Source organism: Shinella oryzae, from assembly GCF_023038235.1.
Classification (GTDB): Bacteria; Pseudomonadota; Alphaproteobacteria; order Rhizobiales; family Rhizobiaceae; genus Shinella; species Shinella sumterensis.
On sequence record NZ_CP081987.1, the window covers coordinates 2,918,395 to 2,936,134 of the forward strand.

The 17,740-nt window shown below is 64.8% G+C and carries 8 protein-coding genes; 3 read left to right on the plus strand and 5 right to left on the minus strand.

All coding sequences use genetic code 11. From position 1 onward, the window contains the following. The first annotated feature begins 153 nt into the window (after nt 1–153). The gene (locus K6301_RS14270; RefSeq protein WP_134648304.1) at nt 154–528 is read left to right on the plus strand and encodes a DUF2794 domain-containing protein; all 375 of its coding nucleotides are present in this window, start codon (nt 154–156) and stop codon (nt 526–528) included. 133 nt (nt 529–661) lie between these two features. Here K6301_RS14270 and K6301_RS14275 read toward each other — a convergent pair whose 3' ends face one another. The 3 genes from K6301_RS14275 to K6301_RS14285 form a co-directional block, all read right to left on the minus strand. Further along, a complete protein-coding gene (locus K6301_RS14275; RefSeq protein WP_247217837.1) occupies nt 662–1,213 on the minus strand; it encodes a GNAT family N-acetyltransferase in 552 nt (183 codons plus the stop codon). 131 nt (nt 1,214–1,344) lie between these two features. Further along, a complete protein-coding gene (gene pyc, locus K6301_RS14280) occupies nt 1,345–4,803 on the minus strand; it encodes a pyruvate carboxylase (RefSeq protein ID WP_247217839.1) in 3,459 nt (1,152 codons plus the stop codon). Between the two features lie 115 nt (nt 4,804–4,918). After that, nucleotides 4,919–5,659 carry a helix-turn-helix transcriptional regulator gene (locus K6301_RS14285; protein WP_247217841.1) on the minus strand — a complete coding sequence of 247 codons (741 nt, stop codon included), beginning with the start codon at nt 5,657–5,659 and terminating at the stop codon, nt 4,919–4,921. 303 nt (nt 5,660–5,962) lie between these two features. Between K6301_RS14285 and K6301_RS14290 the strand changes: the two genes are divergently transcribed. Beyond that, a complete protein-coding gene (locus tag K6301_RS14290) occupies nt 5,963–7,723 on the plus strand; it encodes a glucan ABC transporter ATP-binding protein/ permease (protein ID WP_160871790.1) in 1,761 nt (586 codons plus the stop codon). A 6-nt stretch (nt 7,724–7,729) separates the two neighbouring features. Here the strand turns inward: K6301_RS14290 and K6301_RS14295 are convergent, their stop codons facing one another. Together K6301_RS14295 and K6301_RS14300 are read right to left on the minus strand one after the other, a co-directional pair. Next, entirely contained in the window at nt 7,730–8,902 is a 1,173-nt protein-coding gene (locus K6301_RS14295; RefSeq protein WP_247217843.1) for an OpgC family protein, read from the minus strand. Between the two features lie 24 nt (nt 8,903–8,926). After that, nucleotides 8,927–17,428: a glycoside hydrolase family 94 protein gene (locus K6301_RS14300; protein WP_247217845.1), complete on the minus strand. Its 8,502-nt coding sequence runs from the start codon at nt 17,426–17,428 to the stop codon at nt 8,927–8,929. Between K6301_RS14300 and K6301_RS14305 the strand changes: the two genes are divergently transcribed. Beyond that, nucleotides 17,427–17,633: a hypothetical protein gene (locus K6301_RS14305; protein WP_247217847.1), complete on the plus strand. Its 207-nt coding sequence runs from the start codon at nt 17,427–17,429 to the stop codon at nt 17,631–17,633. The genes K6301_RS14300 and K6301_RS14305 overlap by 2 nt on opposite strands. The last annotated feature ends 107 nt before the right edge of the window (nt 17,634–17,740 follow it).

Consider the following 17,740-nt stretch of genomic DNA (forward strand, 5'->3'; position numbering starts at 1 on the left):
CGGGACTGTCGTCTCAAATTTGGGCGTCTGTTTGTCTGAAATGCGGCGGGACCGCTTTTTTGCGAAATCGCAAGTCTCGGCGCTTCGGCTTGCATTTCAAGGCCACTCAGGCAAACTGTCACCGTGCCGTCATACAGCAGGTACGGAGATTCGATGACAGATCAGCCGGATTTGCAGGCGTCCAACGTCGTGGTCGACCTCAGGGAATACCGCAGCAGCAAGGATCCGCTGCCGGTCACCTTCGATCGCAGGGAGCTCGACGCAATCCTCTGGGTCTATGGCCGCATGGTCGGCGAGGGTGCCTGGCGCGATTACGCGATCGACCATATGCGCGACCGGGCGGTGTTTTCCATCTTCAAGCGCTCCGGCGAAATGCCGCTCTACCGCATCGAGAAGGACCCCAAGCTCGCCGCCAAGCAGGGTGCCTACAGCGTCATCAACCAGCACGGCACGATCCTGAAACGCGGCCACGAGTTGAAGCAGGTGCTGAAGGTCTTCGACAAGGTGCTGCGTCTCGTCGAGACCTAGAGCTTTTCCGGTGAACTCCGATTCACCGGAAATGCTCTAGATTCCTGTTTTTACCGCATTATCCGACGCCGAAGCGACTTCGCTTCGGCTGGAAATGCTCTAGGCAGCGCCCCGGGATTTCACCACCGCGTTTTCATGCCATCGTGCCCGGATAATCCGCCGCCGACGGCTCCGTTTCCGCGCCGTCGCCGAGCGCGCGCTGCATGAACACCGTATCCAGCCAGCGGCCGTGCTTGAAGCCCGTCGCCTTCATGTGGCCGCTGTGCTCGAAACCCGCGGCGGCGTGAACGGCGATGGAGGCGGGATGCGCCCCGCCGATGACGGCCACCATCTGGCGGAAGCCGAGTGCCGTGCACCGGCGGATGAGCTCCGCCAGAAGCGCGCGGCCGACACCCTTGCCGCGTGCCTCCGGCGCCAGATAGACGGAATCCTCGACAAGCCAGCGATAGGCCGGGCGCGTGCGGAAGGCGGAGGCATAGGCATAGCCCAGAATGAGGCCGGTTTGCTCCACCGCCACGATATAGGGATAGCCCTTGCCGGTGATCGCCGCAAAGCGCGCCGCCATCTCGTCGGGCGATGGCGGATCGATCTCGTAGCTCGCCACGCCGTTCAGCACGGATTCGCGGTAAATCTCGGTGAAGGCGGCGATGTCGCCGGAAACGGCGGTGCGGATGATGAAGTTCATGGGCGCCGGCAGCTGTTGAAAGGTCCGACGCCTTTTGCGTCCGCGCCGGGCGGAAATCAAGACCAGGACGGGGATGAGGTTAACCCTCACCCCCGAACCGGTTCATTGCTTTGTGCCTCCGCCGCAGGCGATCAGGCGCCGTAGACGATGAGGAGGTCCTTGGCGTCGATCTGGTCGCCGGCCTTGACGAGCACCTCGGAGATCGTACCGTCCTTCTCCGCATGCAGCGCCGTTTCCATCTTCATCGCCTCGATGGAGAGCAGCACGTCGCCGGCCTTGACCGCCTGGCCGGCCGAAACGGAGACCGTCGAGATGACGCCCGGCATCGGCGCGCCGAGATGGGCGGCATTGCCGTTGTCGGCCTTACGGCGGACGGCGGACGAGGCGGCGCGGTTGCGGTCCGGCACCTTGATGAGGCGCGGCTGGCCGTTCAGCTCGAAGAACACCTTCACCATGCCCTGCGCATCCGGCTCGCTCGTCGCCTGGTGCAGGATGACGAGCGACTTGCCCTTCTCGATCTCCGGCTGGAGTTCCTCGCCGGCCGACAGGCCGTAGAAGTAGGCCGGGGTCGGCAGCACGCTAACGGGGCCGTACAGGTCCGCGGCCAGCGCATAGTCGGTGAAGACCTTCGGATACATCAGGTAGGAGGCGAATTCGAAATCGTCGACCTTGCGCTCCAGCTTCTCCTCGATCGCCGTACGCTCGGCATCGAGATCGGCCGGCGGCAGGAGCGAACCGGGCACTTCGGTATAGGCCGCCTCGCCCTTCAGCGCCTTCTTCTGCAGGCCTTCCGGCCAGCCGCCCGGAGGCTGGCCGAGATCGCCGCGCAGCATGGAGACGACCGATTCCGGGAAGGCGATGTCCTTGGCCGGGTTCTCGACATCGGCGACGGTGAGATCCTGGCTGACCATCATCAGCGCCATGTCGCCCACCACCTTGGACGACGGCGTGACCTTGACGATATCGCCGAACATCTGGTTGGCGTCGGCATAGGCCTGGGCGACCTTGTGCCACCTGGTCTCAAGGCCCAGCGAACGGGCCTGCTCCTTGAGGTTGGTGAACTGGCCGCCCGGCATCTCATGCAGGTAGACTTCGGAGGCGGGCCCCTTGAGGTCGCTTTCGAAGGCGGCATACTGGAAGCGCACGGCCTCCCAGTAGAAGGAGATGCGGCGGATCCATTCGGGATCGAGACCCGGATCGCGCTCCGAGCCCTTCAGCGCCTCGACGATGGAACCGAGGCAGGGCTGCGAGGTGTTGCCGGACAGCGCGTCCATCGCCGCATCGACCACGTCGACGCCGGATTCGACAGCCGCCAGCACCGTGGCGGCCGCAATGCCCGACGTATCATGCGTGTGGAAATGGATGGGCAGGTCGGTCGCCTCGCGCAGCGCCTTGAACAGGACGCGCGCGGCCGCGGGCTTCAGGAGACCCGCCATGTCCTTGACCGCGATCATGTGCGCGCCGGCCTTTTCCAGCTCGGCGGCAAGAGCTGTATAGTATTTCAGGTCGTATTTCGGGCGGGCCGAATTGAGCAGATCGCCGGTGTAGCAGATCGCCGCCTCGCAGATCCGGTTCTCTTCGACGACCGCATCCATCGAGATGCGCATGTTGTCGACCCAGTTCAGGCAGTCGAACACGCGGAACACGTCGATGCCGCCCTTCGCCGCCTGGCGCACGAAGTACTTCACGACATTGTTGGGGTAGTTCTTGTAGCCCACGCCGTTGGCGCCGCGCAGCAGCATCTGCAACAGCAGGTTCGGCGCATCTTCGCGGATGCGGGCAAGACGATCCCACGGGTCTTCCGTCAGGAAGCGCATGGAGACATCGAAGGTCGCCCCGCCCCAGCATTCCAGCGAGAAGAGCTGCGGCAGCGCGCGCGCGTAGGTGCCGGCGACGCGGGCGATATCATGGGTGCGCATGCGGGTGGCGAGCAGCGACTGGTGGCCGTCGCGCATCGTCGTGTCCGTCATGAGCACGCGCTTTTCGCCGCGCACCCATTCGGCGAACTTCTTCGGGCCGAGTTCGTCGAGCTTCTGCTTGGTGCCGGCGACGATGTCGCCCTCGATGAAGGGCACGACGGGCTTGGCGGCATCCGCCGGCGGCTTCGGCCGGCCCTTCGCCTCGGGATGCCCGTTGACCGTGACATCGGCGAGATAGGTGAGCAGCTTGGTGGCGCGGTCCTGGCGCTTCACCTGCTGGAACAGCTCCGGCGTCGTGTCGATGAAGCGGGTCGTATAGGTGTTGTTGCGGAAGGCCTCGTGGCTGATGATCGCCTCGAGGAAGGTGAGGTTGGTCGCAACCCCGCGGATGCGGAATTCGCGCAGCGCGCGGTCCATGCGGTCGATGGCCTCCACCGGGTTCGGCGCCCAGGCCGTGACCTTCACGAGCAGCGGATCGTAAAAGCGGGTGATGACCGCACCCGGATAGGCCGTGCCGCCGTCGAGGCGGATGCCGAAGCCGGACGCCGAGCGGTAGCCGGTGATGCGGCCGTAGTCCGGAATGAAGTTGTGCTCGGGGTCCTCGGTGGTGATGCGGCACTGCAGCGCATGGCCATTGAGGCGGATATCCGCCTGCGCGGGAACGCCGGATGCCGGCGTTCCGATCGCCTCGCCGTCGAGGATGTGGATCTGCGCCTTGACGATATCGATGCCGGTCACGACCTCCGTGACGGTGTGCTCGACCTGGATGCGCGGATTGACCTCGATGAAATAGAATTTGCCGCTGTCGGCATCCATCAGATACTCGACCGTGCCGGCGCCGATATAATTCGTCGCCCGGGCGATCTTCAGCGAATAGTCGGCCAGCTCCTGGCGCTGCGCCTCCGAAAGATAGGGTGCGGGAGCCCGCTCCACGACCTTCTGGTTACGGCGCTGGATGGAGCAGTCGCGCTCGAAGAGATGCACGACATTGCCGTGGGTATCGCCGAGGATCTGGCTTTCGACATGGCGCGCGCGTTCGACGAGCTTTTCCAGGTAGACCTCGTCCTTGCCGAAGGCGGCCTTGGCCTCGCGCTTGGCCTCGCGGACCTCGCGGATCAGGTCCTTGGGATCGCGGATGGCGCGCATGCCGCGCCCGCCGCCGCCCCAGGACGCCTTGAGCATGACGGGATAGCCGATCTCCTCGGCGAGGCGGTGGATCTCCGCATCGTCATCCGGCAGCGGATCGGTGGCGGGAACGACCGGCACGCCGACGGAAATGGCCAGGTTGCGCGCGGCGACCTTGTTGCCGAGCTGGCGCATGGTGGCCGGGCGCGGGCCGATGAAGGTGATGCCGGCGGCATCGCAGGCATCGACGAATTCCGGGCTTTCCGACAGAAGGCCGTAGCCGGGGTGAATGGCGTCGGCGCCCGACAGCTTGGCGACGCGGATCACCTCCTCGATCGACAGATAGCTCTCGATCGGGCCGAGATCGCGTGCCAGATGCGGTCCCCGGCCGATCTGGTAGCTCTCGTCCGCCTTGAAACGGTGCAGCGCGAGCTTGTCCTCTTCCGCCCAGATCGCCACCGTTTTTATGCCGAGCTCATTGGCTGCGCGGAACACGCGGATGGCGATTTCGGAACGGTTGGCGACAAGAATCTTGGAAATGGGCAAGTCGAACTCCTCAATGACTTGAAAGCGGGAATTGCTGCACCCGCGAAGAGAATTATTAGCGGCTAATTTGCAAAGTGCAATTTCGGACTCGCCATGAGACGCAAGATTTGCGTCGTCACGAAACGAGCCCCAGCCGGAACGCGATCGCGATGGCATGGTGCCGGTTGCGCGCGCCGAGCTTCTCCTGGATGCCGTTCATGTACCAGTCGACGGTATGGCTGGAAATGCCCAGCTCCCGGCCGATCTCGGGCGAGGTCATGCCCGCGCCCAGCAGCATCAGCGCCTCCATCTCGCGACGCGTCAGGTCCACGTCGACGACCGCGGAGGAGCGCGCCGCCATCTCCGGATCGATCTCGTGGATCAGCTTCCAGAAGAGGCGCCGGGCGATGCCGTCGAACAGGCTCATCTCGATGCTTTCGAGATCCACCGGCCGCCCGCCCAGGCTGAGGCTGCCCAAGAGGCCGCGCCGGCCGTGAACCGGGAAGATATAGCCGTCCTCCAACCCGTTCTGGCGGGCATCCACCATCATGCGCTCCATGCGCTTGCGGTCAGGACTGGCGCGATAGACATCGAGCGTGTCGCGCCAGCGGAACCCTTCCCGCGCATGGCCGAGATAGCGGACGGTCGGATCGACCTGCATGTAGCGCTTGCGCACATAGGTCTCGGGCCAGCCCTTCGGCCAGCGGCCGGCCAGAAGCAGCGCGTCGGGCGTGTCCACCGGAAGCGGCACGCGGACGACGGCGTAATAATCGAAACCATAGAATTCGAGCAGGCGCTGGAACTCGGACGTCGTCTCCGCGCGATCGCGCGTCTCCTCAAGCAGTGCAAGAAACTGCACCAGCAAATTGACTTTCATATACCCCGCGCCGGAAGCGCCCCGTCAAATTCCAAGCGATGCCTGACCCGTCCTCCAAGTCAGTCATGTCCCATTCATGTTGCCCCACATACAATTGGCAGGATCGAGCGATGAAAATCAATCGGATAAGGACGACACGCCATGCAAAAGGACATCATCGTGCAAGTTATGAGTTGCATCATGAGATTCTCACACGCGTGAAGAACTTCTCGCTCGCTCCCGTGTTACCCAATCACAGGAGCGAAGGGATCGAGGTGCTCGCACTGCACCGCACAACAGGTTTTGCCGGAAAGGCCCGAATTCGTGTCTTTGTTTCAGGTTTATGCAAGAGCTCTCAGCTACTTGAGCGTCTACAAGCTGCGCGTCGGCTCGGTCGTTGCCGCCAACGTCGTGCTTGCGGTCATCGCCATTGCCGAACCCATCCTGTTCGGCCGCATCATCGATGCCATCTCCAGCGCTGACGGGCATGTCACGCCCCTGCTGCTGATGTGGGCCGGCTTCGGCCTGTTCAACACCATCGCCTTCGTTCTCGTCGCCCGCGAGGCCGACCGGCTGGCCCATGGCCGCCGCGCGAGCCTGCTGACGGAAGCGTTCGGCCGCATCATTTCCATGCCGCTTGCCTGGCACAGCCAGCGCGGCACCTCCAATGCCCTGCATACGCTGCTGCGCGCCTGCGAAACGCTGTTCGGCCTGTGGCTGGAATTCATGCGCACGCACCTGGCGACGGCCGTCGCGCTCGTCCTGCTCGTGCCCACTGCCTTCGCGATGGACTACCGCCTGTCGATGGTTCTGGTCGTGCTCGGCGCGCTCTATGTGCTGATCGGCAAGGTGGTAATGAACCGCACCCGCGAAGGCCAAGCGTCGGTGGAGAACCATTACCACACCGTGTTCTCCCACGTATCGGATTCCATCAGCAACGTCTCCGTGGTGCACAGCTACAACCGTATCGAAGCCGAGACGCGCGAACTGAAGCGCTTCGCCGAACGGCTGATCAACGCCCAGTATCCTGTGCTCGACTGGTGGGCGCTGGCAAGCGCGCTCAACCGCATCGCCTCCACCCTCTCCATGATGGTCATCCTCGTCATCGGCACGGTCCTGGTGCAGCGCGGCGAAATCAAGGTGGGTGACGTCATTGCGTTCATCGGCTTTGCCGGCCTGCTGATCGGCCGTCTCGACCAGATGAAGGCCTTCGTCGAACAGATCTTCGAGGCCCGCGCCAAGCTGGAGGACTTCTTCACCCTGGAGGATGCCGTCAAGGATCGCGAGGAGCCGAGCGACGCCGGCGACCTCGGCGACGTCAAGGGCAAGGTCGAATACCGCGACATCACCTTCGACTTTGCCAACACCACGCAGGGCGTGCGCAACATCTCGTTCACCGTGGAAGCCGGCCAGACCGTCGCCATCGTCGGCCCGACGGGTGCGGGCAAGACGACGCTCGTCAACCTGCTCCAGCGGGTCTACGAGCCGCAGTCGGGCCAGATCCTCATCGACGGCGTCGATATCTCGAAGGTGACGCGCAAGTCGCTGCGCCGCTCGATCGCCACCGTGTTCCAGGATGCGGGCCTGCTCAACCGCTCGATCTCCGACAATATCCGTCTCGGCCGCGAGGGCGCGACGGACGAGGAGATCATGGCGGCAGCCGAGGCCGCGGCAGCCAACGACTTCATCACGTCGCGCCAGAGCGGTTACGAAACCCATGTCGGCGAGCGCGGCAACCGCCTCTCGGGCGGCGAGCGCCAGCGCATCGCCATTGCCCGCGCGATCCTGAAGAACGCGCCCATCCTCGTGCTCGACGAGGCGACGAGTGCGCTCGACGTGGAAACGGAAGCCCGGGTGAAGGCCGCGATCGACTCGCTGCGCAAGAACCGCACGACCTTCATCATCGCGCACCGCCTCTCCACCGTGCGCGAGGCCGACAAGGTCATCTTCCTCGATCACGGCCGGATCGCCGAGATGGGCACGTTCAACGAGCTCAGCCAGAGCAACGGCCGCTTCGCCGCCCTGCTGCGCGCCAGCGGCATCCTGACGGACGACGACGTGCGCAAGAGCCACACCGCCGCCTGATCGGCATCAGCGCTTCGGGCCGTCGCGCCCCTTGACCGGCAGGGCTCGCATGCCCTGCCGTTTTGCGTGGTCGGCGATCACATCCGCCTGCCAGTCGAGATAGCGCGCATAGGCGAAATGCAGCCCGATGCCACCGGCCACATAGAGCGTGCCGAAGAACGGGTTCTTTCCCGTCACGAACATCAGCACCTGCCCCACCATGGCCAGGATGGTGCCGAAGATGAAGATGGCCAGCGAATGGCGCCCGATCGCGACGAGCGGATGGGAAAGCGGCAGGGCCGCCCAGTTCGACAGGACCGGGATCGTGGCGATGAGATAGGCGCCGGCCAGCACATGCAGGAGGCGCGTCGCCGACAGGTAGGTCTTGTCGAAGCCGGTCAGCACCGCCGGCAGGCCATACGAGAAGTCGATGTGCCACCAGCCCAGCACGACCCACAGCATCGAGACGGCGAGATAGGTGCCGCTGAGCGCAAACAGCAGCGCATTGCGCGGGATGCCCTTCGACCGTGCCCGCAACACGCCGACGAAACCGATGACGAAAAGGAACTGCCAGGACAGCGGGTTGAGGAACCACTTGCCGTCATCGAGGAAGTTCGACGGCGCGATGCGCCAGATGCCGGCGCAGAGCCAGATCGTGCCGGAGACGGCGAGCAGCAGGCGCGGCCCGCGCTGATAAAGCCAGAGGAAGCCGGGCAGCATGAGGAACAGCACGGCATACATCGACAGGATGTTGTTATAGCCGAACTGGTGGCCGAGCAGCACCATGCTGACCACGCCCTGCTCCGTGCGGTCGACGACGGCGCGCAGGTTGATCTCCGACAGGAGATCCGGCCGGCCGAACCACAGGGCCCCACCCGCGAAGATCGCGAAGGTGAGGATGCTGGTCATGATGTGGGCGACGTAGAGCGTCAGGGCCCGGCGCAGGATGCGCAGCGTGACGGCGAGCCGCGCGCCGACGGCAAAGCGCGATCCATAGGCAAGCCCCACCGACATGCCCGAAATCAGCACGAAGGCCTCGGCGGAATCCGAGAAGCCGAAATTCTTGTGCGTGAGATGTTCCAGATACTGTCCCGGAACGTGATTGACAAAGATCGTCAGGAGGGCGAGGGCCCGGAAGACGTCGAGGCGCGTGTCGCGTTGCCGCGGCAGGACGCCCACCGGTCCAGATGTGTCTGTCATGGTACTCTGATCCACATGGGTGGATCAGAGCAAATAGCCCTCTTTTGAAGATTTGATGACAGAGCCGTTGATTGTGGCCTGCCACCCGCCGTCATCCCCACGATCCACACGCAGCGTCAGCTTGCGGCCATCGACAACGAGCGTCGCGCTGTAGCCGTTCCAGACGTCCGGCAGGACGGGTTCGACGAAGAGGCGGCCGCCTTCCTTGCGGATGCCCAGAATGCCCTCGACGGCGGCGCGGTAGAGCCAGCCGGCCGAGCCGGTGTACCAGGACCATCCGCCCCGCCCCGCCCGCTCGCCTTCGCCATAGACATCGGCGGCCACGACATAGGGCTCGACGCGGTAGCGTTCCGCCGCCTCGGCATCGAGCGCATGCTTGACCGGATTGAGCAGGTCGAGGCAGGCAAAGGCCTCATTGCCCCGGCCAAGGCGCGCCAGCGCCATGACGACCCAGGTCGCGGCATGGGTATACTGCCCGCCATTCTCGCGCACGCCGGGCGGATAGGCCTTGATGTAACCCGGGTCCTGCACGGTTTCGACAAGCGGCGGCGTGAACAGGCGGATGACGCCGTTCTCGCGGTCGACCAGTTGCGCCATGACGGCATCCATGGCCTGGCGCGAGCGCCCGGCATCGCCCTCGCCGGACAGAACACTCCAGCTCTGCGCGATGGAATCGATGCGGCATTCGGCGCTGTCGGACGTGCCGAGGGGCGTGCCGTCGTCATAGTAGCCGCGACGATAATATTCGCCGTCCCAGCCGGCCGTTTCCAGCGCCTGCTTGAGGCGATCGAGGTGGATCTCCCACGCCTCGGCATGGATGTCATCGCCCCGCTCGCGCGCAAGCGGGATGAAGCCGCGCAGCGTGCCGGCAAGGAACCAGCCCAGCCAGACGCTCGTGCCGCGGCCGGCTTCGCCGACCCGGTTCATGCCGTCGTTCCAGTCGCCGCCGAGAATGAGCGGCAGGCCGTTCTCGCCGGTGCGGGCAAGCGCCAGGTCGAGCGCGCGGGAGCAATGATCGTAAAGCGATGCATCCTCGGCCGAATGGCCCGGTTTGAAGAAGGCATCGTGCTGCCCCTCCGCAAGCGGCGGGCCGTCGATGAAGGCAAGCCTTTCGTCGAGCACGCGGCGGTCGCCGGTGACGCGGCAGTAGTATTCGACCGCGTGGGCAAGCCAGACCACATCGTCGGAGATCATGGTGCGCACGCCCGCGCCGGTGTCCGGCAGCCACCAGTGTTGCACGTCGCCTTCGACGAACTGGCGTGCGGCGGCGTTCAGGATCTGCGCGCGGGCGAGGTCCGGCCGGTGCAGGATGAAGGCCAGCGTGTCCTGCAGCTGATCGCGGAAACCATAGGCGCCGCTCGCCTGATAGAAGGCGGTTCGCGCCATGATGCGGCAGCCGAGCGCCTGGTAGGGCAGCCAGTCGTTCACCATGCGGTCGAGCGCCGGATCGGGCGTCTTGACCTGCACCGTGCCGGTGAAGCTTTCCCAGAACGAACGCACCGCCGCCATGACGGCATCGAAATCGGCCTTGCGGCTCTTCTCGGCCAACACGCGGGCGCCCTCCGCATCCGCGGCATCGCCGAGCACGAAAAGCAGCTCCCGCTTTTCGCCCGGCCTCAACGTGAGATCGACGGAAAGCGCCGCGCAGGGATCGCTGATGCCGTCGGCCGCGCCCGACAGGGGCTGGCCGTTGAACAGCGCCGCCGGCGAAACGATATCGCCGGTGCGGCCGATGAAATCCCGCCGCCGCATCGTGAAGCCTGAAAGGGCGGCATCGACGCCGAAGAAGCTGGCCCGGCCGGCGAATTCGAGGCTATAGGGATTGGTCGCGAAGAGAGCACCGCTTTCCTGGTCATGGCTTGTCAGCACGAAAGGCGCCGTCTTGGCGGGGTTGTTGCCCAGCACCCATTCGACGTAGCCGTAGACGGAGAGGCTGCGCTCGGTCTCGCCGGTGTTCTTCACGACGAGGCGCGAATATTTCACCGGGTCTTCCGGATCGACCGTCTGCACGAGGTCGAGCTCGATGCCGTCCTCCCAGCTGCGGAAAGCGGTGTAGCCGAGGCCATGCCAGGTCTCGAATTTGACCGAGGCCTTGCGCGACAGCGCGGCGAAGGGTGTCATCACCGTACCGCTGTCGCGATCGCGCACATAGAAGGCCTCGCCCGGCCGGTTGACGACGGGATCGTTCGTCCAGGGCGTGAGCTGGTAGTCGCGGGAATTGCGGCTCCAGGTGAAGCCGCCACCTTCTGCGGGGACATGGAAGCCGAATTCACGGTTCGCGATCACGTTGATCCACGGTTGCGGCGTCGCCTCGCCGCCGCGCAGGCGCACGGCATATTCGCGGCGGTCGGCATTGAAGCCGCCGAACCCGTTCCAGAAGGACAGGCCGTTTCCGTCGATCGCCACCGGAGCGGCAGCGGCTGCCGGTGCCGGCAAGGCCTTGGCCGGCAGCGCCTCGGCCTTCGTCTCGTCCTCGCCGCGCGGCGGCGAGGAGAAGAGCGAGACCGTGCGGGCGATCTGGTCGGCCAGCGAGCCGTTGCGGGCGTGGAAGACGGCGCGGGCCGCGGCCAACAGGGCCTGCCAGGTCGTGACATCCATCAGGTCGCGGCGCACTGTGAAGACGTGCTGGCGCACGCCATCCGACTGACCGCGCATGCGCAGGTTCTCGCACATCTGATCGAGCGTGTGCTGCATGTCCTGCGCATAGGACGCCGCACGCTCGTTGAGGATGACGAGGTCTGCGGTGACACCGCGATGGCGCAGATACTCCTGCGCGCGAAGCGCCTCGCGGGCGACATCGAGATCGATCTCGTCGTTGATGCGCAGCACGAAGATTGGAAAATCGCCCGAGATCGCCATGGGCCAGAGCGCCGACTGCGAGGTCAGGCCGGTCTGGATCGTCCCGGTGTCGGCGCGCAGGTGCAGATCCGGATAGGTGAGGTAGCGGCCGAGCATCTGGAAGCTCGCCGCCTCCTGCGAGGTCACGCCGACATGGCGCATATGCACCTGCGAGCGCGTCCAGGCATGGATCATTTCGTGGTTGAAGCTGTCCGGGTGGCGATAGCGGTCGATGGCCGCATCCACGTCCGCGCGGGTCGGCGCGGCAATCGTCCAGAAGATGACCTTCACCTTCTTGCCGGCGGGAACGCGCACGACGCGGCGCAATGCCATGATCGGATCGAGCGTGAAACCATCCGTGCCGGAGAGCTGCGCGCCGGCATCGAAGGCCGCCGCCGTCGCGAGCGAGCGGCCACGGCCGATGAACCGGCGGCGATCCGTCTCGACCTCGGTGCGGCGCGCGGGGCCGGCATTGTCGACGATCAGATGGGCGATCGCCATGTCGGGTTCGTTGGGATGACGCTTCTGGCGCTCCGCGCGGATCACGTCGCCGCGCTCGTCGATGTCGGTGCGGATGAACATCTTCGAGAAGAGCGGATGCGCATTGTCGGTATCGTCGGTCGTGATGACCGGCTCCAGATAGGACGTCACCTCGATGAAGCGGTCCTCCGTGCCCGTGTTGACGAGCGTCAGGCGACGGCCTTCGGCATCGTGCTCGGTCGCGACGATGACCTCGACCTCGCTTGTCAGCGTGCCGACGGTCTTGATGAATTCCGCCTTGTCGTCGCCAAACTGGGTCTTCGTCTCCTCATCCTCGGCGCGCTTCGGTTCGGCGGTGGCGGACCACCATTCGTTCGTCGCGGTATCGCGCAGGAACAGGAAGGAGCCCCAGCGGTCTTCCGTCGGGTCGGGCTTCCAGCGCGTGACGGACTGGCCGTTCCAGCGCGAATAACCGGCGCCGGTCGCCGTCAGCATCACCGAATAATGGCCGTTCGACAGGAAGACCGTCTCGCGCTCGCGGCTGATCGGGTCCTTGAAGATACGGATTTCCGGGCGAAGCAGGTCGGCCTGCGTGCTGCCGACGGTTTCCGGCTCGCGCTTAGCGTTGATGACAGGAATGTCGCGCGGGGCCTTTTCCTGCAGCAGAAGCTCGGCCGCCTCGATCACCGGATCGGCATGGAAACGTTCGCGCAGCGCGCCGTTGAAGACGACATTGGCGACGGCGGCGATCGACATGCCGTGATGGTGGGCCATGTAATTGCGCACCACCGCACAGGTCTTGCCCTCCGGCACGCGGGTCGGCGTGAAGTCGACGGCATCGTGGAAGCCGTAGACGCCGAGCGCGCCGAGCTTGCGCAGCCGCTCCAGATTGTCGAGCGCTTCCTTCGGCGCATATTGCGCCGCCAGCAGCGAGGCATAGGGCGCGATGACGGCGTTCTGGCCAAGGCCGCGCTTGAGGCCGAGCGTCGGCACGCCGAAATTGGTGTACTGGTAGGTCAGTTCGTGGTCGCGGGCGTTGAAAGCCGCTTCCGAAATGCCCCAGGGCGTGCCGAGGCGGCGGCCGTGGTTCATCTGTTCGACCACGACGAGATTGTTCGTCTGGTTGAGAATGCCGCCCTGGCGCTCCTGCATGACGAGCGGCGGCATCAGATATTCGAACATCGAGCCCGACCAGGAGATCAGCGCGCCGCGCGAACCGACCGGCACGACCGGACGGCCGAGCTTGTACCAGTGCTCGGTGGGCAAGTCGCCCTTGGCGATGGCGAACAGGCTCGTCAGGCGCGCTTCCGAGGCGAGAAGGTCGTAGCAGGCCTCGTCCAGCTCGTTGGTCTCGACGCGGTAGCCGATCGACAGCAGGCGCCGTTCCGGACGGAACAGGAAGCCGAAATCCATGGAGAACGCGATATCGCGCGCCCGGTCGCGCAGCACGATGAGCCGCGTGCGCAGCTGTTCGATGCTGCCGAGATCGAAGACACTGTCGGCGATATGCGCTTCGCAGGTCGCCACCAGCGCGCCCGCCCAATGCACGAACTCGCCACTCTGCGGCGACTTCACCTCGTGATCGAGATTGACGATGAGCTTGTTGATGTCGCGCGCCAGCACCGCGAGGTTGATGACGCGGATGGAAGCGAATTCATGCTCGCGCTTGACGGCGGCGAGCGCGTTGTGGAAGCCGGCGAGGCGCTCTTCCACCAGACGGCGCAGCGGACGCACAGTCTTGCGGTCGTCGGGAAGCTGCTTGAGCGTCTCCGACAGAATGGAAGCAACATCGCCGATACCGTCGAGACTTCCCTGCAGATGCGCCGAGGGCGCCTCCGCCCATTCGCGGCACATGGAGGATACGGCGATGAGATGGCCGGCAAGGTTGCCGCTGTCGACCGCCGAGACATAACGCGGGCCGAGCGTTTCGAGCGTGTTGGTGCGATACCAGTTGAACAGATGGCCGCGGTATTTCGGCATGCCGTCGATGGTGGCGATGGTCTGCTCCATCCGGCGCACGGTTTCCTCGAAGCTGATCCAGCCGAAATCGCGCGCCGAAATCACCGACAGGAGATAGACGCCGATATTGGTGGGCGAGGTGCGCTCGGCCAGAACCGGATTGGGCGTCTCCTGGAAATTGTCCGGCGGCAGGAAGTGCTGCTCGGCGGTGACGAAGGTCTCGAAATAGCGCCAGGTGCGCCGCGCGATCTTGCGCAGCTCGCTGGCGACATGATCGGACACCACGAGCTGGTCTTCCGTCTCCGCCGTCTGGCTGACGGACCAGGCGATCATCGGTGACAGCATCCAGACGAGCGCGAAGGGCACGCCGATGAAAGGCAGGCCGGTCTTGGAAATCGCGGCAAGGGCGACGGAAGCGACCGCGAGTGCCGGGGCCTGCCACATCGCCTTGTAATGGGCGAGGATGCCGCCGCGCGCCGCGCTGTCGGCCTGGGCGGCGGTGCGCCATTCCAGCATCATCTTGCGGCTGACGAAGGTGCGGTAGAGCGAGCGAACGATGGCGTCGCCCATCAGTGCTGCGGAATGCGCGATGAAGGCGATGCGCAGGGCGACCTGCGCATTGGCCGCGCGGATATCGGAGAACACGCGGTGCACATGGGCGCGCGCCACGATATCGCTGCTGCGCGGCATGAGGCCGGAAATGAGCGAGAGCGTTGGCGCCACGAAGAGCAGGAAGATCAGCACCAGCTGCCAGATCAGCGCCTGGCGCGGCTCCATATAGTACCAGCCCATCACGGAGGCGACGAGCCAGGCGATCGGGATGAGGCTGCGCCGGAGGTTATCGTACATCTTCCAGCGGCCGAGCATGGAAATGCCGCTCGACGGTCCGAAGAGGTAGGGCAGGAGCTGCCAGTCGCCGCGGGCCCAGCGATGCTGGCGCGAGGTCTCCACGCCGTAGCGGGTCGGGAAGTCCTCGACGAGCTCCACATCGGTCACCAGCGCACAGTGCGACAGCGAGCCTTCGAGCAGGTCGTGGCTGAGCACCGAGTTCTCCTCGATGCGGCCCTTCACGGCGGCCTCGAAGGCATCGACGTGGTAGAGCCCCTTGCCGGTGAACGTGCCCTCGCCCGCGAGGTCCTGGTAGACGTCGGAAACGGTGAAGACGTAGGGGTCGACGCCGCGATCGGCGGAGAAGATGCGCTGGAAGGTCGAGGCTTCCTTGCCCGTCGTCAGCGAGGGCGTCACGCGCGGCTGGAGGATCGAGTAGCCTGCGGTGATCTCGCCGGTCGCCTCGTCGATGACGGGACGGTTGATCGGATGGTGCATCTTGCCGACGAGCTTGGTCACGGCATCGCGCATCAGGCGCGTGTCGGAATCGAGCGTCATGACGTATTTCACGTCCGACGGCACGACGTTGGCGCCCGGCAGGAAGGTCGTGTCGCCATCGCCGCGCAGCAGCAGGTTCAGCTCGTGCAGCTTGCCGCGCTTGCGCTCCCAGCCCATCCACGCGCCTTCCGACGGATTGTAGAGGCGGCGGCGGTGCAGCAGGTAGAAGCGCGTGCGCCCGTCAAAGGCGTAGCGCGCCGACAGTTCGGCGATCTCGCGCTTGGCATATTCGAGAACGTCGAGATCGGCAGGCGTTTCCTCGCTCTGGCTGTCGGCCCAGTCGCTGAGAAGCGCGAAATAGATCTCGCCGCGCGGATTGGCGAGATAGTGGACCTCGAGATTGCGCACCAGTTCATCGACATGGTCGCGTTTCGAGATGAGGCAGGGCACGACGAGCATCGTGCGCGCATCCTCAGGGATGCCGTCCTTGAACTCGTAGCCGACCAGCCGTGACGGCGTGACGAAGAAGGTCACGAGCGTATTGAACAGACCCGTGGCACCTTCCGAGGCCGGCAGCGCGAACAGCACGAGCATGATCAGCCAGGCGCCATTGGGAATATCGAGCTGGTCGAGGAAATAGTAGACCGCGATCATCGCCAGCAGCGTGAGGATGATGTTGGGGCCGGCAATGGCGAGCCAGTTCAGCTTGCGCGTCATGCGAACGACGCGCTGGACGACCGAGGGATGGTAGCCGATGCGCTTTTCGAGCAGCTTGCGCTTCTTGCCCACGAGGAACGCGCCGACATTGGCGCGATAATCGGGATCGCCGGCATTTTCCGCGGCGTCTTCCTCGGTCATGGCGAGCGCGATTTCGGTGACCTCCAGCTCGCTCTTGCCGGAGCGGCGGGCGAAACGCTCGATCGTGTTGCGGTATTTGTTGCGCGAGCCGAAATCCAGATCGCTGTAGTCCGACCGCTGGCGCAGCGCCTCGTCGAGGCGGCTGACGCTCTCGAACCAGACCGGCCATTCCGCGTCATCTATCGTACGCAGGCCCTTGATGAGCGAACTCATCGTCACGTTGCCGGAAGACAGGCGGTTGTTTTCCGCGACGATCAGTTCCTCGAGGTCGGTGCCCCGGCTCTCGATCTTGCGCTCCAGCCACTGGATGACCGCGCCCGATGTCTGAAGGCCGTCGCGCAGGCGGTAGAGAAGCTGGACGACGAAAGTGTTGTCTTCGGTCAGGCTCTCGATGGTGCGCAGATGCGCAATCGACTTCTCCGGATCGTTGAGGCGCACCAGCTCGTCGGCCACGTCATTGGCCTTGAAGCGCATCTTGCGCGAGCGTTCGACGCGGCTGGAAATACGCCGCAGGTTCTCCAGAAGCACGAAGCGCACGAATGACGGCAGGGCCCAGAGTTCGCCGATCTTCAGCGGATCCACCGTCTGGAAGCCCTGCACGAAGGCGGTCAGGCTTTCCTGCGAGACACTGCTGTGCGTATGGGCGACATAGAGCCAGGCCAGGGCCAGCGTGCGCGGAAAGGGCTGGCCGTCGATCTCCATGGTGGGAAGCTGCCGGTAGAAGCGGCGGGGGAAGTCGCGCCGGACCTCCTGGATGGCTTCTTCGATCACATAGAAATTGTCGAGCAGCCACTCGGCCGCCGGCGTGATCTGCGCGCCGGCCTCCACGTCCTTGGCCGTGACCTGGTAGACGCGGAAGATCTCCTTCTCGTTTTCCTTGTGCCGTGCCCGGAAATCGAAGGGGCGGAAACCCGGAAGCACCGCCGTCTTGTCTCGGGCGAGCGCTTCGCCGCAGGCGGCGAGCTCCTCCAGCGTGAGATAGGTGGCGCGGATCGAGTCGTTATAGTCGATCTGCCGGATATCGGCGTCGCGCGAAGGGGCTTGCGGCGTAGTATGAAAGGACATGTCTCTGATTCTGGAACCGGCCATGTTGAGCCACCCGGCAGCGGCCGTTGCGCCGGATTGTCTTTCGCGGGCGGGCTTCGTTCTGCTGTCGCGATCAGCCATGACACCCGACCGCGCCCTCATGGCGCTCCAGGTGCGGTTTTGGCTCAAGCGACACGCTGTTTGTCATCCACGCCGCGTGGTGCATGAAAACGGCATTTTTTAGCCGTAAGGACAGAGACTTGCAACCTGTCAACAGGGCAGGATGGCGCAGCATGGACCCTCATCTGCGGTTTTGGTGAATCGCGCACCCTGAACGGGAGGCGAGCCCGC